Below are 24583 nucleotides of genomic sequence, written 5' to 3' on the forward strand. Positions count from 1 at the left end.
TAAGTTAGCAATTACTTGCCCATTTGGGTACGGCTCGACGCTTCGGCCCGCATCAGTACGGTATTGTCGGGGTCGATGACGATAGTAGCCGGTTTTGCCGACACCGGTATGGTAAACGACTGCGCCTGCTGGTTCATAATCAGCTTGCCGCTGCGCGACAATTCGCGGCCGCTCGCGTTGCGAACGCTGAACGTAAGCGGCAACACAAAGACCGTACCGGTACGCTGAATCTGCCGAACGTCGATAACCAGTTCCTTCTTGGCCGCGTCGTAACTCGATTCCCAGACCAGATCAGGGTAACCGGGCTGGTAGAGCCACTGCTGGAAAAACTGCCCCAGCTTTTTCCCCGAAACGCTTTCCATTACCGACTGAAAATCGCTGGTTTGGGCGTTAGCGTTGCGAAACTTTTCATAATAGGCCCGAATGCCTTTCCAGAAAATGTCGTCGCCGACTTCGTGGCGGAGCATGTGCAGAATCCAGCCGCCTTTCTGATAGGAAAGCGGGTTCAGTAGGTCCATCAGGTTCGTCGTGGTCGAATCCACAACAGTGCCTTTGGGCTTCAGGGCCGTATAGCGGAATATTTGGTTTTTGTTCTGATTCAGCACGGCGTTGAGGGTATCGCGGCCGTAGGCGTGTTCCAGATATAGTCCTGAAAAATACGTCGCGAAGCCTTCGCTCAGCCAAAGCTGCGACCAGTCGCTTTCGGTCGCCGAGTTGCCGAACCACTGATGCGCAATCTCGTGCGCCAGCAGGGCCTCTACGTCCGAGTCTTTATGACCGACAATGACTTTCTCATTGTAGAAAATACAACTGGCGTTTTCCATGCCACCAAAAACCGTGGTTGATTCAACGTTTGCCAGCTTTTCGTACGAATAGGGGCCAATCCGTTCAATGAAATATTGCAGAATCTCCTTCGCCGGCCGGTAGTCAATGAACCCTTTCTGGCTGTCGTTGGGGTAAAGCCAGCTTTGTACGGGTACCCCGCCCACTGCGCCAACGTCTTCGACTGCGAAGCGGGCCGCCCCAATGACCATCACTTTCGTTGGGATGGGTGTACTTTCCTGCCAGCGCGTCAGCTTGCGGGGTGTTCGGCCGCCCGCGACCGCACTTTCGCCCAGCAACTTTCCGTTGGCAATGACGCGATAGGTAGCGGGCGTATTAACCGTAAAGGAGCAGGTCGCCTTGTCGGATGGGTGATCAACAACGGGCAAATAGTTACGGGCGTTGTTGGGCCAGTTGTCGCCGAAGAACGTCCGGTCGCCGTACTTATTCCGGCTGATGATGAGTCCACGGGCGGGTGTACCCTCGTAACGGATTGTAACTTCCGTCGGCTGGTTGGGAGCGGGAGGGAGATTGATAAACACCCGGTCGTTACGGTGGCTGAACGGGGCGGTTTTGCCATCGGCCAGACGCACTTCCCGCACCCGCATTCCTAATGTAGCGTCGGCGCGTTGGCCGGAGTCAGGCCGGGCCGCGACGAGGTCGAACCAAACCGTCTGGCGATCGTCGGCGCGGGTAAAGCGGATGGTTGTTTCACCCTGAATTTGGTTGGTTGAGTCGCTCAGCGTGAGCGAGAATGCATAGTGCTGAACGTCGACGCCTGGCTGCGTATACCGCGCCAGATTACCCGGAAACTGGGCGTAGGCAGCGGGAATTAAAAACAGGAAAAGAAATAGGTTTTTCAAACGTAAATGCCTCATTACTCTTTGGCTAATGTCCGGGAAATATTCATGCGGTAAACCCCCAGCGCAGGCAGGGCGGCCGCCAGCAAGCCAATCAGAATGGCTACACCCAATAAAGCCCATTCGTCGGGAAGAATACCGAACGCGGCCAGATCGTAATGATATTCAGAGGAGACACTGCTCGAAAACAGCCATAGACCCACGCGGCTCAACAGAATACCCAGCACAAAGCCAATCAGAGCCAGCACGAGCCCTTCGAGCAGCAGCATGCCGAATAACTGCGCCCGGGTTGCACCCATCGACAGCATCAGCGCCATTTCATAACGGCGTTCTTTCAGGGAGTTATAAAGCGATACAAACACGCTGATACCTGAAATTAGCATAATCACAATTGCCAGCCCACGCAGCGTTTCAACGCCTACACCCAGCAGCGAAAACAGACGGTTTATTTCGATGTTCGGCAGGGCCGCCTGTAGTTTCGAGTTCGTGTTGATGCCTCGCGCCAGCATCATCCCCAGCGGGTTCCGGAACTTGATGAGCATACTCGTAATCTCGTGCGGCTCATCTTCATGCTCTTCGCCTTCAGGTGCTTCCTCACCTTCGTGGCCATGATCGTGGATGGCCCACACGCTCGACAGCGGGGTCAGAATAAGCTGGTCGGCAACCGTATTGCTTCGATTCAGAATCCCAACAACTTTGTATTTAGTATCGGCATGGGCTTCACCCTCGGCGTCCAGACCGTGTGAGCCGCTAAACGTATCGCCCAGCTTCAGACCGGCCGCTTCAGCTACGCGGGGACCAATCACGGTTTCCAGATTCTGCTGAAACAGCCGCCCCTGGCCAACGGTCGCGCCAAAATGATCAAGGTATTTTTTGTTAGTTCCGATAATCCGGAACGACTGGTAGTTGTCGCCCATCGCCAGCGGGATGGCGGTTTGAATCATGGGGTTACGTGTCAGTCGGTCGGCTTCGTCAAGAGGAATATTGCCCGTCGGCGAATCAATCTGATAGATACTCGACAGAATCAATTGCAACGGGCTACCCTTCGCGCCCAGAACCATATCAATCCCTTTGATATTCTTCCGGAACTGGTCGTCGAGCTGCTTGTTGAGCAGGAGCAGCAACGAGATAATGGTGATGCCAAAGGTCATGAGCAGTCCGCTCAGAAAGCTGCTCAGCGGTTTGTCTTTAAGGTTACTCCAACTGATTCGGAACAGGTTCATCAGGCGTTGGTAAGAGTGACAGGTTAGCGAGTTATAATCCGTCAGCTTGGCTGCTTATAAATCCAGTTTAAAGTGGTGCGATGCAATATTGAACCGCTTGTTGAGGTATAACCGATGCGCGTCGTAGCGAGCCGGATTCTGGCCGGAATCCAGTGAAACGCACTGGCAACCTGTTTGCCGGGCCTGTTCAATAACGAAATCGAGTAACGCGCTGGCGTACCCTTTACCCCGGGCATCAAGCAGGGTCGACAGATCGTCAATATAAATAGTTTTGCCGCTGTAGAGCAGATTCATGGTCCGGTAACCAATCACCGCCGGAGCCGTTGACGTACTGTCGTCGATAAACGCCAGCACAAACTGTTCATGCGCCTGCTGGTAGCGAATCCGCTTGAAGGCGAGGTCGGCGGTCAGGTGTGGACGTAACGCCAGCAGTGCTGGCAGGCATCGTTGAACATCGGCGTCCGACTGGGCGATTGTTACAGTCATAGCGTCTGACGAATTTGCTGAAGAAGTTCATCGCCCCCTCGCTCCAGTGTGCTCTCGGCCAGAGCATGTCCTAGTGCATCGGCCTCGCCGGGTGCTCCTACGAACGTATCCCGAATGATTTTACTGCCGTCCAGGCTAACCAATCCGCCCGTCAGGCTGATGGTTTGTTCGGGCGTCCACTGCGCCAGGGCAAAGGACGGGATGCTGCATCCGCCTTCCAGCCGCGCCAGAAACGCCCGTTCGGCCAGCAGGCAGGCCTCGGTGGGCGCATGGTTGGTTAGCTGCCGAATGGAATTCAGCTTGTTCAGGGCCAGCGTATCTGCGACTTCAATGGCAATACTGCCCTGGCCTACGGGTGGCGTAAACTCCCGAACGGGCAGATGCTCAACAATTAAATCGTCGTAACCCATGCGGTGAACACCGGCGTAGGCCAACAGCAGCGCATCGCACTGGCCCTCATCGAGTTTGCGCAGGCGGGTTTGCAGGTTACCGCGCATTTCTACTGTCGTAATATGCGGACAAAGGTGTTTCAGCAAAGCAACCCGGCGGGTAGAGGACGTACCGACGGTGAACTCCCGGCCGCTGGTCAGTGAGAGCGTTCGGTCGCGGCTGATGAGCACATCGTTGGCGGGCTCGCGCTCGGTGAAGGCAATGAGTGCTAATCCGGTCGGTAGAGTTGACGGCATATCTTTGGCGCTGTGCACTGCGATGTCAATGCTGCCCACCCGGAGCTGATCTTCAAGCTCCTGGGTAAATACCCCCTTGCTGCCAATTTTCGACAGCGAGCGGTCGAGTACTTTATCGCCTTTAGTGTCAATAAGAACCAGTTCAGACGTAAGTCCGCCCGCCTGTAATAAGGTTTGTATGTGTTCAGCCTGCCAGACGGCCAGCCGACTGCTGCGTGTTCCAATTCTGATATGCATAACACAACAAAGGTACGGCTTAACGCCCACGAAAACAGCCTTTCTGAGGAGCAAATACACCACAGCGGTTTGTGGAAGAGAGGCCACACAAAACCACAGTGGGTAACACCACAATTCCCCACCTTGTAAATTAGTCTGTTCGCGCAAATCTGCGCAAAAATGGCCTCAGGTGTGTCAAAACGGCATTGACGCCCTGAAAAAGGATGAAATTTGCTGACAGCTTGGCGGGGATTTAGACGGAGTTTGCCTTAGGCACGAGGTTTGATTAATAGATAATACTTGAACAGTAAACAGCAACTCCTATGAAAGCGATAGAGAATGTATTTCAGGGAACGGGCGGTCAGGTTGATTTGCTCAACACCCTCTACGGCGGTTCGAGCCAAACGACGATGAACGTTGAGCGCGAAGACGAACGGCTGATCATCAGGCTGTCGGCTCCCGGTGTTAGTGCCAATTCGTTCAATGTTCTGGTTGAAGGAAACAAGCTCGTTCTATATACCTTATTGGTTAGTACGTCGGCTCGCAAGGATGGCGAAGGCAACACACAGCGGTTAGCCGTACCGATGTTTCTGCGGGTGCTTGATATTCCCACGTTTGTTGATGCCGATCAGATTGAAGCCGTCCACGAACACGGCCAGGTGCTGGTAATGCTGCCATTCAAAGACGAAGAGCACCTGCATCGGCGGATTGATATCAAAGATCTTTTCTAACTGTCCAGCGAAGAGAACAATACCAGAAAACAGTTCAGATTTTTCGGAGTTGGGTTTATCCGCCTGCGGGTATTCGTTTCGGGACATGTATTCTCATCCGGGGCTTTTTTAATATGCCCTGTAGCCTATAGATTAATTTGAGGTCGCTTCTACGGAAGTGACCTTTTTTGTTTCCATTAGAAGGCATGGCCTTTCTAATCGGCTGACAGTCAAGCTGCGAATCTTTTTTAGAATTATTCCAAGATATTCCTTTTAGGCTTTTTGTTCAACCTGTTGATTCCGTTTAGGTTACCGGAAACACTCCTTGATTGCACTAGTCGCCTGCTCATAAGCCGGGTTGTTTAAGTGGTGAGAACGCCTAATTTTGTTGAAACGATTTTTTGCATCAACTCGCTGCTTCCATCGGTTTCGCCGACTGGTCATACGCTGTAAAATCACTATCTGTTATGGTACAAAACGACGCAATTGAACCGATCTTAGAAGAAGACAAAAACCGCTTTGTGCTGTTTCCTATCAAGCACTGGGATATCTGGGAATACTATAAAACCCACGAAGCCTCGTTCTGGACGGCCGAAGAAATAGACCTCGGTCAGGATATGAAGGACTGGAACAGCCTGAACGACGGCGAACGGCACTTCATCTCCCATGTCCTGGCGTTTTTTGCGGCTTCGGATGGGATTGTGAACGAAAATCTCGCCGTCAATTTTCTGTCGGAAGTGCAGTATGCCGAAGCCAAGTGTTTCTATGGCTTTCAGGTGATGATGGAAAATATCCACTCCGAGACCTATTCGCTGCTGATCGATACATACATCAAAGATCCGGCTGAAAAAGATCGTTTGCTTAATGCCATCGACACCATTCCCTGCGTTCAGAAAAAAGCCGAGTGGGCACTGCGCTGGATTGAAAACGGTACGTTTGCAGAGCGACTGATCGCATTTGCCGCCGTAGAAGGGATTTTCTTCTCGGGTTCGTTCTGCTCGATTTACTGGCTCAAAAAGCGGGGTCTGATGCCCGGCCTGACGTTCTCCAACGAATTGATTTCCCGCGACGAAGGGTTGCACCGCGATTTTGCGTGTATGCTCTACACGGACCACATCCGGAACAAGATGCCCGAGTCGCAGATTTATGATATTATTCGTAATGCCGTCGAAATTGAGCAGGAGTTTGTAGCCGATGCCCTGCCGGTGTCGCTCATTGGCATGAATGCCGATCTGATGAAGCAGTATATTGCCTTCGTGGCCGACCACCTGCTGACGACCCTTGGCATGCGTAAACTCTATAATGTAACGAACCCGTTCGATTTCATGGATATGATCTCACTGCAGGGCAAAACCAACTTCTTCGAGAAGCGCGTTGGCGAGTACCAGCGGGGTGAAGTCATGGCGAAGTTCAAAGCCATGAAAGCGCAGGCTACCAGTACGCAGGATGCCGAAAATCCGGCTCCAGCCCCAGTCGCCGAAGAGCCTAAAGGCTTCGTAATGGATGCGGATTTTTAGGCCTAGACATAGACTTGTGGTCAGTTGTTCGGGTTGCTGACCAATCCTATGTTAAAGCCTGATTACAGTACGCGTATTCGTCAACACAGACAAGCAACCCAACGTTGTGAAATCTGTTTACAAGACGTCGAAGATACAAAAGTACCATGAAGGTAAAGTATGACCGTGAAGTAGATATCCTATATATCAGGATCGCGGACTCGCCTGTTGAAGAAAGCGATGAAGAGCGGCCGGGTACTGTGATCGATTACGATGCAGAAGGAAGAGTGGTTGGTATTGAGATTATGAACGCATCGAAACGAGTAACACGGCCAGATGCTATTGAACTGGAAATCGCCTGATATCGTCATCTTTGTTTCGTATTAAATAGAAAAGTCCCGGTATAGCAGCACGCTGTACCGGGACTTTTCTATTTTTAGGCATAATTACTTAGATGAAGCAGACACGGCACACATATTGTCTTCTGCGCATCAGTTGACTTATGGCTGTTGAAGGCGTAAATAGGTATTTTAGATTGTGGAACCATATCGCCAATCCGGGTGAGTATGTATTTCATAAGGGGGAGCGACGCAAACGTGACCTTCAATTCACGACAAGGCCCCTGCCTATACAGTTTCAGGTAGCTGAGCGTCTGTATCAGGTATTCAAAGAAATATTCATGGCAGATGTTTATGAGATTGATACGCTTGTTCACCAACTGCCTTCTAACCCCGTAGTCATTGATATTGGCGCAAATGCCGGTTTTTTTGAGGCTCTGCTGCTGTCCAAAATTAATCAGGCCACGATTTACGCCTATGAGCCGATTCCGGCCAACGTAAAAACATTCCAGCGGATGTTGCAGGGCAATCCAAGACTTCAGCATCAGGTCCGGCTTTTCCAGACGGCCGTGACCGGATTGCCGCTCGACAAGCTGGAACTGTTTGCAGAAGCTGCCGAGAACAGCCAGGTGGTAGCTTCCCGGTTTGCAGGGTTTAATGAGAATAATACTCAAAAACTAGATGTCAGCTGCGTAACGCTGTCGGCTATTATCCTGAACAACAATCTGCAATCCATTGACCTGCTGAAGCTGGATTGCGAAGGCAGCGAATACGATATCCTATATCACACGGCTCCGGAACTTATAAAGCGGATCAACCGAATGGTCATTGAAGTACATGATATTGATGAGGACCAGAATAATATCAGCGCCTTCAATGAATACATTCAGTCATTAGGCTATAGCACCACGCATGAGCCCATCAATGCATTTTGCCATATGATGGAAGCGATTCGCCAGTGATTGGATGGAATTATAAAGCGTTTGACGCCTGCTGCTGCAGTTGGCTCATTTCGCCGGAATATACCTGCTGATAAAGTTTCCAGTAATCGGCCGCTACGGTCTCCCAGCGAAACCGCTGGCTTTGCTGCCGGAGCCGATCGGGCATGGCAGGATCGTTGCGAAAGGCTTCCATACCGCGCCGAAACGTTTCGACAACATCCGCGGCTTCGAATGAGGAAAAGTAGAAAGCGTCAGATCCACCAACTTCGGGTAAACTGGTCAGGGGCGAGCAGAATACGGGCTTGCCCAAAGCCATAGCTTCCACAACGGGCAGACCAAAGCCTTCAAGCAGCGATGGGAACATAAACGCGTCGCAGTTAGCGTAAAGCCACCATTTGGTTGACTCGTCGATTGGGCCGGGCATCAGCAGCCGGTCGGCTATACCCATCTGGCGGGCCTGCTCCCGAATCTCCTGCCCATACGGACGATCGTCGGGACCCGCCAGCACCAGGCGATACTCCGGAAACGCTTCCAGAATCGGCAGTAGGGTATGCACATTTTTATACGGCTGCAGCATCCCGATAAAAAACAGAAACGGACCATCGGGCCGAATGGAGGGGGGCGTTTCGGGGGCTTTTGAAGGTGTTTCGACTCCGCAGTAAATAACCTGCAAGGGGGTGTGGGCGGGTACCGCCAACTGCTCCCGAATGTCCTGCGCTACGTACGCTGATATAGTCGTAATGGCAACCGCCTGATTAATCCGTTGCTGATAACGCTTTTTCTGGCGTGCTCTCCGTTGAAGAGAGTATTCCGGCAGTGACAGATAGTTGAGATCCAGAATCGTATAGATCAATGGGGTACTACGGCCAGGTAAAAAACGGGTTCCCTGATAGGGGCAGTGCCAGACGTCAAACTTCCACGGATGCCATAATCGGCGCCATTTGGCCGCTACTTTGTAGGTAGCCAAAGGGCCAAAAATACCCACCTGTTCGCGGGAAACCAGAAAGGTGATTTCCCAGCCCGGTGGTTTCTGACGCACCAGTTCCCGGCCTAGATGTAAACAAAGCTGACCCAAGCCACTGGTTAGGTTAGCCATGCGTTCGGTATCCAGAAAAACTCGGGGCATAGGGTCGGGAAGAATGATAAAGTCACAAAATTGGGTAAAAAAGACCTATTGAGAAAATGCCCCTTAGTCCTCACTACCCAGCACCGCAAAGATGAGATCCGATTCATACCCTTTGCTCATTGCATAGCGCACCAGCTTCTGCCTGATAACCAGAGGATTGTCGTCGCGCAGGCTCCGGCGCTTTTTATCGAGCAGATCGGCCAGCGTTTCGCGGTAGTCGTCCGGAGCGATTTCTTTCATGGCCTGATCGAGATTATAGCCTGTGATGCCGCGCTGCTGCAGGTGCTGCTTGATTTTACGTCGGCCCCAGCCTTTTACGCGAAATTTGCCACCCGCGAAGCTTTTGGCAAAGCGCTCTTCGTTGAGGTAGTTCTGCTGAATCAGCTTGGCAATCACTTCTTCGGCATCGTCGCCCCAGACGCCCCATTCTTTCAATCGGTCGCGGACTTCCTGCTGCGTTCGCTCCTGGTAAGCGCAAAACATGGCGGCTTTGCGAAGTGCGTCTTTTAACGTATCGGTCATACATAAAAAACACGTCCCGCCGGGAGGAGGTTCGACGGGACGATGAGGAATAATGGGTTCCTGCAAACCTTACCAGGTCCGTTTGCTCATGACTTTATCTAACTCAGCTCGGGTCATGGTGCCCAGCTCCGGGTGCTGACCTAGCCATTTAAGAAAATCCGTTTTGATTTCGTCGGTCCACTGGCTATCAATCTGACCGGTGGTGTATCGGCCCGATTTAACCGTTTCAAAACCGAACTGATCCTTTCGGGTGACGAATTCAGCGGTGCTGATAACCTGTTCAGCCATATGAGCCGGAACGAAAAGCACCCCTTCGCGCTGGGCAATCACCAGATCGCCCGGTAAAACCATCGCATTGCCGATACGGATGGGTGCGTTCAGACCCATCAGAACCATTTCTTCCAGAAAGGACGGGTGAAAATCGCGGACGAAGGCGTTGAACCCTTTAATGTTCTGAAGTTCCTGCAAGTCTCTGGCGGCTCCGTTGAACACGACGCCATTACCAGTTTTACTAAAGATGGCATTACCTAGCGTAGCGCCCATGAGCGTTCCTCCGCCAATCTTGCCAAAAGCATCGGCCACGTAAACATCGCCTTTCGTCAGCACCTCAATTGGCCAGGCGTTGGTGTTACCTTTGCGGCCCTGTTTGCTGATGCCCCGCTCCTTAATATTCTTTTCAATATCCGGTCGGCTAGGCATAAACATGGCGGTAACCGCGCGGCCAATTACCGGCACGTCGTCTTTAATTAGCTTCCAGTTGCCTTCAAACTGATTGGTATACCCTTCGTTTTTTAGAACCGTCCAGGCGTCATCAATTCCAATATTTTTCGCGCGTTCCAGCAGGTTATCGGGAATTTTGGGCCGTCCGTCCGAAAAGCGCTCCCCTTTCCACTCCGAAGTCAGAAAAATTAGTTCGTCTTTCGGAATTGTCTGGGCTAACGCAGAGCCGGCAAAGCAAAAAACGGCAAGGAGCAAAGCCGGAAACGTAATTCTAAATTTCATTGGTCTGTTTGGGTTTTGACACGACAAGATTTCAAAGCGAATATTGGTAAACAAAAAATCAAAAAACAATAAACGCAGATGGTCCTTGTTTTTTGATTTTTGCCTGTTCAGATCGCAGATTCACCGCCTGGTTACGTATCAATGGCCCTTTGCCAGATACGCTTCCAGGTCTTTATCCGTAATGGCCAGTTTCTTGGGATACTTGGCTACCCAGGCCCGGAAATCATTCTTTATCTTGTCGGACCAGTCGCCGTGAATTTCGCCGGACGGGTATTTGCTCTGCTGCAGGAGAACCCGCTCGAATTCATCGCGCAGGGCGGTCATTTCCGAGGCCGACACCAGACCCTCCACCAGGTGGGCCGGAATAAATACGACCCCATATTCATTGGCAAAGACCACATCGCCCGGCAGCACGCTCACGTCGCCAATGCGAATAGGGGCGTTGATGGCGGTAGGCGTCATGTCTTTGATATATGACGGATCGTGGCCTTTTACCCAGGCGTTGAAGCCTTTAGTATCTTTCAACTCCTGCATATCCCGGACCGACCCGTAAAAGATAACCCCTTTACCGGTTTTGCCGTAGATGGCGTTGCCCAGGCTGGACCCAATCAGCGTACCATCTTTAATCTTACCATAGCCATCGGCTACGTAAATATCGCCTTTAGTCAAAATATCAATCGGCCAGATGTTGATCCCGCCCTTCTGCGAGCGGCCTTCAGCTTTCCCCTGGGCCCTGACCAGACTATCGAGGTCGGGCCGGGTCGGCATAAACTGCGCCGTTACGACGCGGCCGGTCATGGTTTCGCCGGGTTTCAGAATAATCCAGTTTTTTTCGACCTGATTCCGATACCCTTTGTTGCCCAGATAACCCCAGATTTGCTCCAGCGTGCAGTTCTGCAGTCGCTCCAGAACCAGGTCCGGTACGTGCGGCCGACCATCAGCAAACCGTTCGCCTTTCCAGTTGGCCGTCAACGCTTTTACGTATTCAGGAGAAGAGCCAACGCGCTGGGCCTGCGTTACGATACTTCCCGTTAGAGCAATTGTTAAGGCTAATAGCGTTCTCTTTATCATCGTTTTAACAGCTATTGAGTGTTATTGAAATAGGTTTAGGTATCCTGAGATTCACAGGTGTCGACACGTTCTGAGGGTCTGCCGTTACGCGATACACATCTGATTCCGAGCCAGACACGGGTTAATGCGCCCATGGCGAAAAGAATAAGTAAAGCGGGTTTTAGTCGTCAGAAACAGAATGATTCGAGTGATTCTGCCCATTAAAGGATAAAAAATAAGTAAAATACTGGCATTTACTTATTTTATGGGGGAATAGCCATAAACCAAGATAAACCTTTACCATGAAAAAAATTTTTGATCGCTTTTTGATGCCGGAACACCCCTCAGACGGCTCGTCTGACCGCCGGGATTTTCTTCGTAATGCCGGACTAGGAGGCTTATCACTGGGCATGATGTTCGATAAACTCAGCAATCCTTATAAAACCGAGCAGGAGCTGGAGTTCATCACCCAGAAGGTCGGTCGGGATTCTAAACCATCCGATCTGAAAATAACGGATATGCGGGTGGCTACGCTCGTGGGCGTTCCTTTCTCGAGCCCGATTATCCGTATTGATACTAACCAGGGGCTCGTTGGCTGGGGCGAAGTACGTGACGGAGCCAGTGCGAACTACGCGCTGATGCTCAAAAGCCGGCTATTGGGCAAAAATCCCTGCAACGTCGAGAAGATATTCAAGGAGATCAAGCAGTTTGGTAACCACAGCCGGGCGGCCGGTGGCGTTTGTGGCGTTGAAATGGCCCTCTGGGACCTGGCTGGCAAGGCGTATAACGTTCCTGCCTATCAGCTGTTGGGCGGAAAGTACCGCGACTTTATCCGGCTATATGCCGATACCCCCGAAGCGAATACGTATGAAGGCTTTGCCGAGAACATGAAGAAGCGCCGGGATCAGGGCTATACGTTCCTGAAAATGGATTTTGGTATTGGTATGCTGGCCGATCAGCCGGGTATGCTGGTCAACGCCAGCAACTGGAGCGTTAAGCGGCAGTGGGATGACCGGGAATCAGGCAAGCTGGGGAATTATGCCAATACCAAACACCCGTTTACACGTATCCAGGTCACGAAAAAAGGACTCGATAAACTCGTTGAACACGTAGGTAAAGTGCGCGACATTGTTGGTTACGATACGCCCCTGGCGGCCGATCACTTTGGCCACTTTGACGTGAATACGGCCATTCAGATCGGGGAGGCTATGGAGCCATTCCGGCTGGCGTGGCTGGAAGACCTGGTGCCCTGGTTCTATACCGACCAGTGGAAACAGATTTCGGATGCCATTGAAACGCCAACGCTGACCGGCGAGGATATCTTCCTGAAAGAAGAATTTATTAAGCTGATTGATGCTAAAGCGATCGATATGATCCACCCGGATCTGGCGTCGTCGGGTGGGTTGCTGGAAACCAAGAAAATTGGCGATTATGCCGAAGAAAAAGGAATTCCAATGGCCATGCACTTCGCCGGTTCACCAATTTCTATGATGGCTAACGTGCACTGTGCGGCTGCAACCGAGAACTTTGTTGCACTTGAGCACCATGGCGTAGATGTAACTGGTTGGGAGGATATTGTTACGGGCCTGAAGCCCATTGCCGACAAAGGCTTTGTTCGGGTGCCCGAAAAGCCAGGTCTGGGGGTTGAGTTGAATGAGGACGTCGCCAAAAAATTCCTCAAAAAAGGCGCAACCTGGTTTGCTCCGACCGATACGTGGAATACCAAGGATTCGGCCGACCGGGAGTGGAGTTAAGCTGAAAAGGCCCAAATAGCTTGCAGGGGGCGAATGATTCAACGGAGTCATTCGCCCCCTGCTTTGTTTATCCCTTGGTTTAATCCTACATCGGTGACCCAAATGTTGTTTCGATCAACGGTTAGACCATGGGGCATGATAAACAGGTTGTCACCCCAACTGTTTAGAAGTTTTCCCGTTTTCGCATCAAGCATTAAGATTGTTTTAGAAGCGATATAGGTCTGGGGCAATGCCCCCAGTAAAGGCCACTGCCTATTGGCTCGATGAAAAACAAAAAGGTGTTGATTCGTATCAACACCGATGCCGGTTGGATTGCCTCATTGGAAGTTATGAGCAATAATGATCAATCATGTACCAATGGGTACGAGACACGCTTAGCCACAGCTTTTGTGGTTTTTGACTCTTAGGCGCTATTGCAGGCACTCATCCATAGGCTCATAACACCATGATTGTAGTACTACAACGGGTTTCGGGTAAAACCAACAAAAGAAAATACTCATGCTTAGAATAGTGTTAAGTTTGCCAGTGGGTAGAGAGATAAGCACTCCAAAAAAATAATGGAGGTGTAGCCGTTTATTCGGAGAAACTATAAGTTAAGAAGCTACGGTTACCATATCAGATTTTACGGAGTAAAATCACTCCGAACTAGGCTGCTGATTCCGTCTTGCCACATTTACACCCTTTTTAAATAGCCACAATAAAAGGTGGACTTGCAACAGTATAGTGGAGATTATTCTTAGATATCACATAATCGGGTGGTCTGAGGAATTTCTAGAAACGGCTCACCATCCGTGTAGTCGATCCCGTAGCGTCGGCCGGCAATCTGAAAGAAAGGCAAGTGCCAATTGGTCCAGCCCATCACTAACTGGACTATAGGGTGCATTTGAACCACAGTGGTATCTGCTCTTATGCCAAACCGGCGATATACCTCCGGGCTGATGTCAAGTAAATGTATCTTGAGTTGATACAGGCTCTTGTACGGCTTAACCTGAGTGGGTTCAGGTGTGGACCGTTTTAGCTTTTCATGGTGAGATGACAGGCTTATCCTGAAGTACGAAATTACCTGCCTCACCCCAAGCTTTTACATGCTCCCCCTTTTCCGTAGAACTACCCAAGTTGGGTGTAGTGAGGAAAATGAGCATGAGTTGTTGTTAAAACAGGAAGTTGTACCATTACCTGACAGGCAGCACCCAAGTGAAGGACATGGGTAGGCCCTCGCTGGTCAATCCCTGTACCACCAGCCGCAACCGCTTGGCAGTGTCACTCAAAGGAAACAGCAGCCTGGCCTGCCCATCGGCATCATTCTGTCCCAGTGGCTCCCAGAACAGCACATCCCGACGGTCGTTGACGGACTGAGTTGTCGACGGCGCATAGCGTGGCACGTAAAACTCGCGGGGCGTGGCGAAGCCGAACACAGTGGCCGACACGCTACTAGGCGAAGTAAACGGCTCAACAATGCCTTTAGTCGTGTAGATGGCAATGACCCCCGCCCCCCCACGGGCACCATACATACCCGCAGTAGTCGCACTTTTTAATAATTCAATGCGGCTCACTTCCAGAGGATTAAGGGCATCGAGCATATCCTTATCGGCGGGCATCCCATCAATCAGATACAATGGGGTGTTGTTTCCCAGGCTGCTGATTCCACCGATCGTTACCATACCGCCAATTACACTTACACCCGGTAAACGCATAATTAGCTGATCCACTTTAATAACCGAGTTAGCAACGTTTCTATCCACCACCAGCACCCCGTCAGCAGCTCCGTGCAGACTGGCTTGTTGTATGTCTTTGGGGCGTTCGGGTTTTGGTTTGGCCGCCCGAACGATGACTTCGGCCAACTGGCGGGCTGTTGAGTCGCGATAATAAGCCGGCCAGGCCGTCTGGCGCGCCCTGATACTGGCCAGCGAAGCACTAAGTGCCCCCCAGTCGGGTGGGGCTACGGCCGGAGAGGGAAAACGCATACCCGGGGCATCGAAGCTCACCACCGCTCCCCCCGGACCCGGATCGCGAACCCCCGCCTGCACCTGCACTGTGTCGGCGATACTCAGCTCGCCCAGGCGAAAGGCGCCCTGCGCATCGGTATTGACCCGGCGCAGTATCCGCTGGCCACCCTGTTCCAAGCTTATCAGGACCGGTTTGCCCGCCAAGGCCCGGCCCCGCTCATCCCGAACCCGGCCGCTCAAGCTCCAGCCCTCCGTCGAGTCGAGTGGCTGGGGAGCCGGTAGCCGACGCCAGCCCTGCGTCAGTAGGAGGTTATCCACATCAGCCCGGTGTTCGGGCTCCAGGTAATACGCCGGCGATTCAACCACCCCGCGCAGGCCGCCCGTCAGGAGCAGGTAGGTCCGCAGGTCGGCCCCGCTCGTATCGGCTGGCAGTTGATCGGCATCGGTGACAGCCGCCGACCAGCTACCCGTCACGGGGTAGCCCTGGGCATCGCGGAGCTGAAGGCCAATGACCACCTGTTCGCGGGCCTCGTAGCGGGGTTTCCCTGTAATCACTTGCATCTGAATGCTGCCGGCCCCTTCGGGCACATACACTAACCGTTCGGCGCGGGGCTGGTTGGTCATGTCCCATAAGGTGAGCCGACATACACCGGGCGGCAGGGTAGCGGTCGAAAGGGCGAAATGGGCTTCCCCCTGGAGCAGCAGCCACTTCTGACGGTAGACCAGCTGCTCACGGCTTTGCAGTGTCACGTACACTGGCTGCTGGCTGTAGCGACCCGTAGCCCGCACGCTCACTAACAGGCGACTGCTATCGGAGAGGGCATCGGCCTTCAGCGACCAGCCCTCCGGCTCGACGGCCGGTAAGACCACGGGCCGGGCGGCTGAGCCCGCAGCCCCGTCCATGAAGGCCGTGTAACGCTGACCTGCCTGTGGGATGAACGTCACCTGTCCCATGCCCAGGACGTTGGTTCTAAAACGGCCTACTTCAGCGCCGGCCTGATCGACGATACGTCCGCTAACGAGCCGGCCTCGGCCGTCGGCTTGCAGGACCTTGATACCTAGCCGCCCCGGTATCCCCGCCAGCCAGCGGCCCCCTTCGGGCAGGAACTGCAAATCGAGGGTGTCTGCCAAGGGGTGCTGGGCTAGGTCGGTAGTGCCGGGCGGAGTAGTCACGTCCCGGCTGGTTGGGCTGCCGGGGGCTGGTTGTTTGAGGTTATGCACGGGAAACGAGCACTCGAAGGCCGGAGAGCTGGCTATTTGGTCCATCGCCGTGTAGGCCCGCAGCCGATAAGTTCCCGCGGTGAGTGTATCGGCTAAGTGGATGCTGGCTGCCGCCCGTCCGTTGGTCAGTCGCAGCCACTGGTGCAGCACCGACCGACCCGACGGAGCAATCAGTTCCACATGGAGGGCTGTCTCGGCGCGGCTGACGAGGGGTAACTGCCGGGCCGCATCCAGCACGTAGGCGCTCAGCCAGAGCCCGTCACCGGTAGCATACAGGGTCTTATCGGTCTGCACGTAGACGATAGGAGCGGTTTGCTCGTACTGCCGTCGGCGCAGGGCCACTAGGGAGTCCAGCCCGGCATCAGGCTTCAGGGGCCGCCCGGCGGTAATGTTGATAGGGACTAAACTTTCTTCCTGGCTCGGTACCCAATCCCCCGGCAGCAGCGTCGCCAGCCGTTCGCTGCCCAGATAACCCCGCACGTCGAGACCATTACTCTGGGTTATGCCGCCGTTGACGGTTAGTTCCAGTCGCCCCTTAGGCAGCAGCAACAGCGAGTAGGCATAGGGCGAGTCGCGGTAGGGGGAGTTGGCGGCATACACCTGATTGTAGTATACCTCTAAGGGTTGATCAGAAATAAGTCGTCGCTCAGACGGCAGTTCGCCCGGCCGAAACAAGGCTTGGGCCTGTCCGCTGCCGATGTATTGCCGCTCGGCGGTACGTACCAACGGGAATACCTGATTGTTGCTCTCACCGCTTAGCGGTGTCCGGTACACCGAGTAGCCAGCCTGCTCATGGGTACCCGCCATCAGGTTTGCCATCAGGTGCTGTAGTGACCCCTGGTATACTTTTTGCCGGTTCGCCTGCCAGAGTGCCTGCTGGTGGGGGTCCGTCGATGGTATCTCCTCAAAGCGAGCGGTACCAGCAAAGAGCAGCTTGCTCTGAAAGAAATCAAAGTGGAGTAGATTGTAAGAGAGCCTGTAGCCCAGCGCTCTATTTTCGATCACCAATGGCTCAGCCGCTTGCGCCCGTAGGTGGCCTTTCTCTTCCTGGAAGGAAATCACATTCGGATTGACAATGCGGCACTGGCGGGCCTGAGGCCGGTTTCCGAGTAACTCACGGTTAAAGGTGCGCAGTTGGCGGGCATAGGCCGGACTGCGCCGGGCCGTTACGATAACGGTGGACAGCGCCTGATCAGCTGATTCAAGTTTGAGGTCTACCGTGCGCGGGCGCGTATCGGTCAGGCGTAGGGGCTGGCGTAGGAGCTGATAGCCCAGCGCCGAACCAACCAGTTCGGCATTGCCTAATGGTACGTTCGTCAGGTGGTAGGCGCCGTTAGAGTCGGCCACGGTGCCTCGGGAACTATTATTTATATAAATGGATGCGAAAGGAAGGGGTTGGCCCGTTTTAGCATCGCTAACCCGCCCTGTCAAGGTAGCCACCGGCGTTTGAGCAAGGGCAGGGGTAAGCAGTAGCAAGCAGAATAGCCCAATTACAGCTAAAACTGTTGGTTTACCAAGGTGACGTTTAGTGGCCATTGCTCTCATCATCCTAAAAGCGTATGCTAGGGCTTACGTTTGACATTAATGGGAACCGAAAGGAGTGATTTTATAAGCACAATCTTCTTTAGCCAGATGTTAACTGACTGATTGGGTGTTTTCCTGCTTGGCCTTCATTGCCCGTTTCACCCGCTGAACTGTATCCATTGACACCTGGCGTAGTACCGCCGTTTGTCGGATGCTTAGGCCGTTCTCCAGGTCTTTGGCTATCATCGCATAATCAATCAACAATTGATCCTGCTGTTTAACCGAGCCTTAAGGGCGACCTAATTGCTTGCCACGACGTTGAGCCTCCGCCAAGCCCGACATGATACGTTCGGAAAGTCGCTCGGTTTCCATCGCATCAATTTCGATCATCACGGCGATCACAATGCCGGCCACCGGATTCCGTTTGCCATTGGCCAGCAGGGTTTCCAGCCCTAAGTTATGGGCATAGATAGAAACGCCAGCTTCGGTAATGACTTCCATTAGGGCTGGCGTCTCACTACGTCGTCTTCCTAGTCGGGAAAACTCGGTAACCAGCACCTTCTTGATAGCCTTCGTCCTGCAAAGATTGAGCAACTTGTCTAACTCGGGTCGATCCACATTGCTATGCTTGGTAGCGGAGCCTGTCTCGTGAATGATGTGCGCAATGTAATAGCCCTGCTTATCTGCGCAGGCCGTCAGGTCAGCTACTTGTCTTGAGTAAGCTTGTTCCTTCGTCGAAACACGAACAAAGAGGGCGACGGGAATCATGGCCGTTGGCGTTTAGCTTATGTAAGTTAGCTAATTGGCCTCATAAGCTGGCCAAGATTTATCTGTTATCTTTAGGCTGTGATTGATACGCTTAACTACACGGGGCTACTTTATGAGTAATGATCAGCGCGTTCGTCGAGATTGACGGCAAGGCGGTGCTGTACATACCCGTGGGGACGATGTCCGACGAGCGGATGCTTCGCAGCGCGGGTCTCTAGCAGCGTGATATGCAGACTGGAAGGCTACACCTTAGCCGCAGCCTTGCTCTTCGGCACCCCGCAGACGCTGCTGACGACTGTACCGCAGCACTTCATGGATGCGCTGCTGCGCCGGGTGGATGAAGATCGTTACGAAGACCGGGACTACTCCGCGACAACCTGCTCAATACGTAAGACCGGCTCATCAACTTCGTTGTAAGCATCTTTACGATCCTTTTTACCTGGAAGGCCCACAGCGCATCAGCATCCGGAGGGTCATCTTCTGGGAAGTGATCGTCAACCTGCTGGCTCACCGGGAGTACAGCAGTGGCTTCACGACCCGTATGATGATCTACAGAGACCGGGTAATCTTTGAGAATCCCAATCGGGCCTTCTATCAAGGACCCAGTGACACTGATACGTTTACGCCCCGCACCAAGAATCATACCCTGTCCAATTTCTTCAAAGAAACCGGCTTCATGGATCAACTGGGATCGGGCGTCATAAAGGTAACGAAAGACATAAGGGCATATGCCAACGGTAAAGAAACTCAGTTTATTGAGGGCGATATGTTTCGTACCATTATCCCCCTTGATGAGCGGTTAGTAAATACACGTTTTGCTTCCAGCAATGAGGTTTCTTTGAGCGGGCAAAAGGTCGATGTCCTAATAAATGTCCTATTAAGCGATTCGTCTCGCCACCAGATTGAGGGCATAATAAGGAATGTTGCCCAAAACAAACCTCTTCAGCCCACCTAATGGACAGAGCGCTATGGTGTTACGGAAAAGACCATTCGCAGGAACTTGGATATCCTGCGGAATGCGGGTCTAATTCAGTTTGAAGGGTCCAAAAAATTAGGTCATTATGTTCTCACCTAAACAGGTAGGCAACGGCTTATAGATGAATAGTGTACTGATATAATCACTATTTTAGTAAATCCTCCAGTGCTCTACGCAGGTCTGCGTACTGGTACTGAAACGACGTTTCTTCAGCAATACGTTTGTTGAGTACGTAGTTGCCTCCCGTGACGACGATGGCCAGTTCACCGAACATCAGTTTAATGGCAAAAGTGGGGATGTTCGGTAGAATCAGCGGCCGGTGCAGGACCTGAGCAATGGCCCGCGTCATGGTTTCGTTGGTGACGGGCGTCGGCGCAACAGCATTGTAAACGCCCTGCCACGATTCGTCCGTTAATGCCTGAATAAACAGCTGGCAGAGGTCGTCAATGTGAATCCAGGAAACATACTGCTGACCAGAGCCAAGTGGCGCCCCCGCTCCCAGCCGGATAGGTTGTACTAGTTTAGGCAACGCTCCACCATCCATGGTCAGGACCACCCCGGTTCTGAACTTAACCGTCCGAATGCCGAGGGCAGCGACCTGATCTTCGGAGCGTTCCCACGCCCGGACGACCTGCGCCATAAAATCGCTGCCTCCTTCACTGGTTTCGGTCAGCGGTCTGTCGCCGGTGTCGCCCCCGTAATAGCCGATAGCCGACGAACCGATAAATGACTTTACGTGGTGAGTTTGGCTGGCGAGCGTCTGAGCCAGCAGATCTGAGGATTGGGTGCGGCTGGACAGAATCTCGTCCTTACGGGTATCGGTCCAGCGCTTGTCGGCAATGCCTTCGCCTACCAGATGAACAATGTGGTCGGCAGTCAGGACAGCCTCCGGATCCATCCGGCCTTTCGTTACGTCCCATTGATAAACCGTAACGCCAGGAATGGACTTCGCTGAACGGCTGAGTATGGATACCTGATAATTCTGCTGACGGAGCAACTGGGTTAAGCGACGGCCGATAACGCCGGTGCCGCCCGTGATTAAAACGGTCTGGCTCATAACTGGACAGAGTGGGTTATGCCTGATATAACGCCATGTCCCGCTGGGTGTTTTAGCATAACCCGGCACGGGCGACAACCGGATGAAACCCCGGCAGGGTTTCGCGGCTGACCCCTACCAGCTACCTTTCAGATTATCCAGATACTTCTGGCCGGAGCCCGTATTTAACAGTAGTACGTGCTCATTGGGTTGTAGCCAGCCCTGCCGGAGCAATTTCTTCGTGGCGGCCCAGATGGCTCCGCCTTCGGGCGCAACAAAGAAGCCTTCCTGCCGGGCGAGTTCGCTGACCCCTTCCAGCATTTCGTTTTCTGAGACAGCCAGCGCGGTTCCGTTCGATTCCCGAAGAACTTTAAGCATGAGCGGCTCGCCAATAGGCCGGGGTACGGCCAGTCCATTGGCGAGGGTCGGTTTGCCTATATACTGTTTGGAATTGGGCTGCTTACCATCAAAGGTATCGACAACTGGGCAGCACTGGTCAGCCTGAACGGCCACCATTCGGGGGAGGGGCTGGTGCGGGGTGATCCAGCCCAATTGTTTAAGCTCATGAAACGCTTTCCAGATGCCAATCAGGCCGGTGCCCCCGCCGGTTGGGTACATGATTACGTCTGGTAGCTGCCAGTTCAGTTGCTCGGCGATTTCATAACCCATCGTTTTTTTGCCTTCTACACGATATGGCTCTTTCAACGTCGATACGTCAAAATAAGCGCCGGTCTGGTTCATTTCCTGCACTTTAGCCGCACAATCGTTGATCAGACCGTCGATCAGAATCAGTTGAGCGTTATAAGCCAGACACTCTTCCTTGAACGCATCGGGTGTATGCCGGGGCATGACAACCACCGCTTCCAGACCCGCGCGGGCGCAGTAGGCAGCGGTGGCTACGCCCGCGTTGCCCGCCGTAGGGACGATACAGGCCCGTTCGCCGTTCTCTTTTGCTTTCGAGATGGCCAGACTCAGTCCTCTGGCTTTGAAAGAACCGGTTGGGTTTAAACCTTCGTCTTTCAGACTGAGTTGGTGCAAACCATATTGGCCGGCCAGCCGGTCGACAGGCAGGAGCGGAGTCCATCCTTCACCCAGGCTAACCCGGTTTTCGGCCTGAAATACGGGCAGTAGTTCGGCATATCGCCATAGCGTGGAGGGGCGGGTAAGCAGGTCTTCGCGGGAGAGAGGGCTTGCGTCCAGTTCATACTGGCTTAAAAGCGGAGCCCGGCAACAACCGGACAGCGTCTGCCGAACATGAGCCGAATGAGTTTTACCGCAATAGGAGCACTGCAGATCGCGCAGGAGTGATGAAGTCGTTAGTACGTGCATAGCTGTTGAAGACGGCCGAAAAGTGGCCGTTCGCAACCCCTAATGCAAATCGTTTTTTGGCATGAGTTATTCTATAAAGGAATAGTAGCGCCGGGTTGTGCGAATGAAGGCATTTACCCACTGGTTGTTTTCTGTGCCCTTTCGTTGAATAAAGTGGAACCCCCGTTCAATCGTCAGCCCCTGAATCGGCACTTCGACCAGGGCCGACGTAGCCAGTTCATGACGGATTGCCAGCCGGGGCAAAAACGACAGACAGGTGTCGGCCAGCACAAAGTTTTTCAGGGCCTCGGTGCCACCGAGCCGAATCCGGATCTGAAGCTGAGCGGGGCGGATACCCTGTTTCTGCAGGGCCGATTCGACGGCAGCCAGGGTACCGGAGCCGTTCTCACGCAGGGCGAGTGGGATTGCGGGCAGGTCGGTAATGGTTAAGCTCTGGTTTCGCAGGGGACTATTAGCCGAGCAGACCGCCACGACTTCGTCGGTTAGAAAAGGGCTGTAGGTTAACGTATTGAGCCGGGGAATACTTTCGACAATACCTACGTCAATTTCGTGGTCGAGCAGTGCCTTCTGGACGTTAGTGGAATTTCGGTTCAGAACGCTTATCTGGATAGTGGGATACTGCCGAAGGTAAGCCGACAACACGGGCGGAAGTACATACAGACTTATAGTTGTGCTGGCACCAATGGCCAGTTTGGTTGGCGGCAGAAAATCCTGGTTAAGCTGGTGCATGGCCTGATGAAGCTCGTGCTGCAGCTGAGTGGCCTCCAGGAGTTTTTCGTATAGCAGCTGACCAGCCGGCGTCAGACTAACGCGGGTTCCGTGGCGTTCGAAAAGGCCGGTTTTATAGAATTGCTCCAGCGACTTGATCTGCTTGCTAATAGCCGACTGACTGAGGAAAAGCGTTTGACTGGCTCTGGTGAAACTCAGCAGTCGGGCCACTTCCATAAACACCCGGTGTTGTATTGACAGCATGGCATGATGATTTGTTAACAAAGCCTGCCTGGAGTCTCAGACCAGCCACTCTTTGGGAAGGCCCAGTTGACGGGCGTAGTGCGCCGGAGCAGCATAGTTGACCCAGCTCAGGAGTTTATTGATCTCGTCGGCAAACTCAATGAAGTAATCGGGGTCCAGCTTCCCGGCTTTTTTCAGAATCTGATCGGTGCGTTTGGCGATGTACTGGGCGGCCTTATCGGTCCGGGAGTTGTATTTGTGCAGCAGATGAGCGTGGTGGTCATAGAACGTATTGAGCATATACAGCATTAGGTCCACTTCGCCGTATTTGTCTTTGGTAACTTTCAGGTGGCGGCTGATGTAGCCGCTAATGGTACGCATGTCCATCATAAGCCAGCCGGCCGAATCCTGCTTCAGGTTGACGGTTCGGTTGATGAACTGCCGGATCAGCTCCCGCCGTTCGTCAATGGTTTGCCCATGTTCAATGAGTTCGAACTGGAGCCGCTCGGTCAGAACGGGGTCTTTGACAATCAACCGCAGCAGCAGCTTATCTTTTTCCGCGCCCGGCATCCGGACGATGGCTTTCTTCAGATCTGAATCGAGAGCAGGCATTGACGAACGATAAATTATTCGGCTAAAATAGAACATCATTCGCCATAACCCAGCAAATGCTATACGCCAACCATATCGCCTTCGTCAGCCCGGATTTTGTCTTCAATGTACGCGATGATCTGGTCGGCAATGTCAACGCCCGTTGCCGATTCGATTCCTTCCAGACCCGGCGACGAGTTGACTTCGAGGACTAAAGGACCGCGCTCGGAGGGGAGCATATCAACCCCCGCGACTTTCAGACCCAGGGCGCGGGCGGCTTCGATAGCGGTCTGCTCTTCGTCGGCCGAGAGCGTAACGGCCACCGCATTGCCACCTCGGTGGATATTCGAACGAAATTCACCGTCGATACCCTGCCGCTTCATGGCCCCAACTACACGACCGCCCACTACCAGTGCCCGGATGTCGGAACCTTTGGCTTCGGCCACAAATTCCTGCACCAGCACATGCTTTTTTAAACCGTAAAAAGCTTCAATAGTCGACTTGGCAGCTTTGGTTGTCTCGGCCAGCACCACGCCAATGCCCTGCGTACCCTCCAGCAGCTTAATGACTACGGGTGGCCCACCAACGAGTTCGATCAGTTGCGTTACGTCCCCGTTCTTGGGATGGTTGGCAAATACCGTTTTGGGCAGCCCGACGCCAGCTTTCGACAGCACCTGCAAACTCCGCAGCTTGTTACGGGAGCGGGTAATGGCCTGCGACTTGGCCGTCGTAAATACTTTCATCATTTCGAACTGCCGTACAATGGCGCAGCCGTAGTCAGTAACGGACGCACCGATGCGGGGTACGATTGCATCGAACGGGTCAAGTTCCCGGCCTTCATACAGTACCGACGGACGACCGCCCTCAATCATGACCTGGCAGTTCAGGTGGTTCACCACAACGGCTTCATGGCCACGCTGGTTGGCGGCTTCGAGGAGTCGTTGGGTAGAATATAGATTCGGATTGGCCGACAAAATGGCAATACGCATTAGCTTGATTGTCAAGGAAA

General features: G+C 53.1%; 24 protein-coding genes. 8 read left to right on the forward strand and 16 right to left on the reverse strand.

The annotated features are described in order from the left end of the window. Positions 1–11: 11 nt before the first annotated feature. From HNV11_RS02665 to hemC, 4 genes are read right to left on the reverse strand one after another with little or no spacing between them, the layout of a single operon-like run. On the reverse strand, positions 12–1685 hold the full coding sequence (locus HNV11_RS02665) for a M1 family metallopeptidase (protein WP_240163716.1): 1674 nt from the start codon (positions 1683–1685) through the stop codon (positions 12–14). A gap of 14 nt (positions 1686–1699) precedes the next feature. Beyond that, entirely contained in the window at positions 1700–2905 is a 1206-nt protein-coding gene (locus HNV11_RS02670; protein WP_171738188.1) for an ABC transporter permease, read from the reverse strand. 54 nt (positions 2906–2959) lie between these two features. Next, positions 2960–3391 (reverse strand): GNAT family N-acetyltransferase, encoded by a 432-nt coding sequence (locus HNV11_RS02675; protein ID WP_171738189.1) that lies wholly within the window; start codon positions 3389–3391, stop codon positions 2960–2962. Further along, positions 3388–4314, reverse strand: coding sequence for a hydroxymethylbilane synthase (gene hemC, locus HNV11_RS02680; RefSeq protein ID WP_171738190.1), 927 nt, complete (start codon positions 4312–4314; stop codon positions 3388–3390). Before hemC ends, HNV11_RS02675 begins: the two co-directional genes overlap by 4 nt. Before the next feature lie 302 nt (positions 4315–4616). Between hemC and HNV11_RS02685 the strand changes: the two genes are divergently transcribed. The 4 genes from HNV11_RS02685 to HNV11_RS02700 all read left to right on the forward strand — a co-directional run bounded on the left by HNV11_RS02685 (position 4617) and on the right by HNV11_RS02700 (position 7799). Beyond that, positions 4617–5024 carry an Hsp20/alpha crystallin family protein gene (locus HNV11_RS02685; protein ID WP_171738191.1) on the forward strand — a complete coding sequence of 136 codons (408 nt, stop codon included), beginning with the start codon at positions 4617–4619 and terminating at the stop codon, positions 5022–5024. A 446-nt stretch (positions 5025–5470) separates the two neighbouring features. Next, positions 5471–6520, forward strand: a complete 1050-nt coding sequence (locus tag HNV11_RS02690) for a ribonucleotide-diphosphate reductase subunit beta (protein ID WP_171738192.1) — start codon at positions 5471–5473, stop codon at positions 6518–6520. A 146-nt stretch (positions 6521–6666) separates the two neighbouring features. Beyond that, complete coding sequence (locus tag HNV11_RS02695) at positions 6667–6861, forward strand: DUF2283 domain-containing protein (protein WP_171738193.1); 195 nt, start codon at positions 6667–6669, stop codon at positions 6859–6861. Between the two features lie 317 nt (positions 6862–7178). Next, a complete protein-coding gene (locus tag HNV11_RS02700; RefSeq protein WP_171738194.1) occupies positions 7179–7799 on the forward strand; it encodes an FkbM family methyltransferase in 621 nt (206 codons plus the stop codon). Between the two features lie 10 nt (positions 7800–7809). Here the strand turns inward: HNV11_RS02700 and HNV11_RS02705 are convergent, their stop codons facing one another. The 4 genes from HNV11_RS02705 to HNV11_RS02720 all read right to left on the reverse strand — a co-directional run bounded on the left by HNV11_RS02705 (position 7810) and on the right by HNV11_RS02720 (position 11499). Beyond that, a complete protein-coding gene (locus tag HNV11_RS02705) occupies positions 7810–8904 on the reverse strand; it encodes a glycosyltransferase family 4 protein (protein ID WP_171738195.1) in 1095 nt (364 codons plus the stop codon). Positions 8905–8967: 63 nt separating this feature from the next. Further along, positions 8968–9426 carry a regulatory protein RecX gene (locus tag HNV11_RS02710; RefSeq protein WP_171738196.1) on the reverse strand — a complete coding sequence of 153 codons (459 nt, stop codon included), beginning with the start codon at positions 9424–9426 and terminating at the stop codon, positions 8968–8970. A 69-nt stretch (positions 9427–9495) separates the two neighbouring features. Beyond that, entirely contained in the window at positions 9496–10428 is a 933-nt protein-coding gene (locus tag HNV11_RS02715; RefSeq protein WP_171738197.1) for an RraA family protein, read from the reverse strand. Between the two features lie 138 nt (positions 10429–10566). Beyond that, positions 10567–11499: an RraA family protein gene (locus HNV11_RS02720; protein ID WP_171738198.1), complete on the reverse strand. Its 933-nt coding sequence runs from the start codon at positions 11497–11499 to the stop codon at positions 10567–10569. A 281-nt stretch (positions 11500–11780) separates the two neighbouring features. Here HNV11_RS02720 and HNV11_RS02725 point away from each other — a divergent pair, with 281 nt between their 5' ends. After that, on the forward strand, positions 11781–13232 hold the full coding sequence (locus tag HNV11_RS02725) for a mandelate racemase/muconate lactonizing enzyme family protein (RefSeq protein WP_171738199.1): 1452 nt from the start codon (positions 11781–11783) through the stop codon (positions 13230–13232). 736 nt (positions 13233–13968) lie between these two features. Here HNV11_RS02725 and HNV11_RS02730 read toward each other — a convergent pair. The 3 genes from HNV11_RS02730 to HNV11_RS02740 all read right to left on the reverse strand — a co-directional run bounded on the left by HNV11_RS02730 (position 13969) and on the right by HNV11_RS02740 (position 18691). After that, entirely contained in the window at positions 13969–14304 is a 336-nt protein-coding gene (locus HNV11_RS02730) for a plasmid pRiA4b ORF-3 family protein (RefSeq protein ID WP_240163718.1), read from the reverse strand. A 100-nt stretch (positions 14305–14404) separates the two neighbouring features. Next, on the reverse strand, positions 14405–17947 hold the full coding sequence (locus tag HNV11_RS02735) for a carboxypeptidase regulatory-like domain-containing protein (protein WP_317168054.1): 3543 nt from the start codon (positions 17945–17947) through the stop codon (positions 14405–14407). A gap of 264 nt (positions 17948–18211) precedes the next feature. Beyond that, the gene (locus tag HNV11_RS02740; protein ID WP_171738201.1) at positions 18212–18691 is read right to left on the reverse strand and encodes a recombinase family protein; all 480 of its coding nucleotides are present in this window, start codon (positions 18689–18691) and stop codon (positions 18212–18214) included. A 222-nt stretch (positions 18692–18913) separates the two neighbouring features. Here HNV11_RS02740 and HNV11_RS02745 point away from each other — a divergent pair, with 222 nt between their 5' ends. From HNV11_RS02745 to HNV11_RS24185, 3 genes are all read left to right on the forward strand, one after another. Next, positions 18914–19108 carry a hypothetical protein gene (locus HNV11_RS02745; RefSeq protein WP_171738202.1) on the forward strand — a complete coding sequence of 65 codons (195 nt, stop codon included), beginning with the start codon at positions 18914–18916 and terminating at the stop codon, positions 19106–19108. A 70-nt stretch (positions 19109–19178) separates the two neighbouring features. Next, complete coding sequence (locus tag HNV11_RS02750) at positions 19179–19646, forward strand: ATP-binding protein (protein WP_171738203.1); 468 nt, start codon at positions 19179–19181, stop codon at positions 19644–19646. 33 nt (positions 19647–19679) lie between these two features. Beyond that, a complete protein-coding gene (locus HNV11_RS24185; protein WP_394353882.1) occupies positions 19680–19766 on the forward strand; it encodes a hypothetical protein in 87 nt (28 codons plus the stop codon). Positions 19767–19812: 46 nt separating this feature from the next. Here the strand turns inward: HNV11_RS24185 and HNV11_RS02760 are convergent, their stop codons facing one another. The 5 genes from HNV11_RS02760 to rimK form a co-directional block, all read right to left on the reverse strand. Beyond that, on the reverse strand, positions 19813–20724 hold the full coding sequence (locus tag HNV11_RS02760) for a TIGR01777 family oxidoreductase (RefSeq protein ID WP_171738204.1): 912 nt from the start codon (positions 20722–20724) through the stop codon (positions 19813–19815). A gap of 114 nt (positions 20725–20838) precedes the next feature. Continuing rightward, positions 20839–22032, reverse strand: a complete 1194-nt coding sequence (locus HNV11_RS02765; RefSeq protein WP_171738205.1) for a threonine synthase — start codon at positions 22030–22032, stop codon at positions 20839–20841. Between the two features lie 66 nt (positions 22033–22098). Next, a complete protein-coding gene (locus HNV11_RS02770; protein WP_171738206.1) occupies positions 22099–23004 on the reverse strand; it encodes a LysR family transcriptional regulator in 906 nt (301 codons plus the stop codon). A gap of 36 nt (positions 23005–23040) precedes the next feature. Further along, positions 23041–23595, reverse strand: coding sequence for a hypothetical protein (locus tag HNV11_RS02775; protein ID WP_171738207.1), 555 nt, complete (start codon positions 23593–23595; stop codon positions 23041–23043). Between the two features lie 59 nt (positions 23596–23654). After that, positions 23655–24563 (reverse strand): 30S ribosomal protein S6--L-glutamate ligase, encoded by a 909-nt coding sequence (gene rimK / locus HNV11_RS02780; RefSeq protein ID WP_171738208.1) that lies wholly within the window; start codon positions 24561–24563, stop codon positions 23655–23657. Positions 24564–24583 lie beyond the last annotated feature (20 nt).

This window comes from Spirosoma taeanense, from assembly GCF_013127955.1.
In the GTDB taxonomy this organism is placed as follows: Bacteria; Bacteroidota; Bacteroidia; order Cytophagales; family Spirosomataceae; genus Spirosoma; species Spirosoma taeanense.

Bases quoted from the DNA above. Each gene is read 5' to 3' on its own strand.
- HNV11_RS02670 (WP_171738188.1), bottom strand. From the start codon at position 2,905: ATGAACCTGTTCCGAATCAGTTGGAGTAACCTTAAAGACAAACCGCTG.
- HNV11_RS02675 (WP_171738189.1), bottom strand. From the start codon at position 3,391: ATGACTGTAACAATCGCCCAGTCGGACGCCGATGTTCAACGATGCCTG.
- hemC (WP_171738190.1), bottom strand. From the start codon at position 4,314: ATGCATATCAGAATTGGAACACGCAGCAGTCGGCTGGCCGTCTGGCAG.
- HNV11_RS02685 (WP_171738191.1), top strand. From the start codon at position 4,617: ATGAAAGCGATAGAGAATGTATTTCAGGGAACGGGCGGTCAGGTTGAT.
- HNV11_RS02690 (WP_171738192.1), top strand. From the start codon at position 5,471: ATGGTACAAAACGACGCAATTGAACCGATCTTAGAAGAAGACAAAAAC.
- HNV11_RS02695 (WP_171738193.1), top strand. From the start codon at position 6,667: ATGAAGGTAAAGTATGACCGTGAAGTAGATATCCTATATATCAGGATC.
- HNV11_RS02700 (WP_171738194.1), top strand. From the start codon at position 7,179: ATGGCAGATGTTTATGAGATTGATACGCTTGTTCACCAACTGCCTTCT.
- HNV11_RS02705 (WP_171738195.1), bottom strand. From the start codon at position 8,904: ATGCCCCGAGTTTTTCTGGATACCGAACGCATGGCTAACCTAACCAGT.
- HNV11_RS02710 (WP_171738196.1), bottom strand. From the start codon at position 9,426: ATGACCGATACGTTAAAAGACGCACTTCGCAAAGCCGCCATGTTTTGC.
- HNV11_RS02715 (WP_171738197.1), bottom strand. From the start codon at position 10,428: ATGAAATTTAGAATTACGTTTCCGGCTTTGCTCCTTGCCGTTTTTTGC.
- HNV11_RS02720 (WP_171738198.1), bottom strand. From the start codon at position 11,499: ATGATAAAGAGAACGCTATTAGCCTTAACAATTGCTCTAACGGGAAGT.
- HNV11_RS02725 (WP_171738199.1), top strand. From the start codon at position 11,781: ATGAAAAAAATTTTTGATCGCTTTTTGATGCCGGAACACCCCTCAGAC.
- HNV11_RS02735 (WP_317168054.1), bottom strand. From the start codon at position 17,947: ATGATGAGAGCAATGGCCACTAAACGTCACCTTGGTAAACCAACAGTT.
- HNV11_RS02740 (WP_171738201.1), bottom strand. From the start codon at position 18,691: ATGATTCCCGTCGCCCTCTTTGTTCGTGTTTCGACGAAGGAACAAGCT.
- HNV11_RS02760 (WP_171738204.1), bottom strand. From the start codon at position 20,724: ATGAGCCAGACCGTTTTAATCACGGGCGGCACCGGCGTTATCGGCCGT.
- HNV11_RS02765 (WP_171738205.1), bottom strand. From the start codon at position 22,032: ATGCACGTACTAACGACTTCATCACTCCTGCGCGATCTGCAGTGCTCC.
- HNV11_RS02770 (WP_171738206.1), bottom strand. From the start codon at position 23,004: ATGCTGTCAATACAACACCGGGTGTTTATGGAAGTGGCCCGACTGCTG.
- HNV11_RS02775 (WP_171738207.1), bottom strand. From the start codon at position 23,595: ATGCCTGCTCTCGATTCAGATCTGAAGAAAGCCATCGTCCGGATGCCG.
- rimK (WP_171738208.1), bottom strand. From the start codon at position 24,563: ATGCGTATTGCCATTTTGTCGGCCAATCCGAATCTATATTCTACCCAA.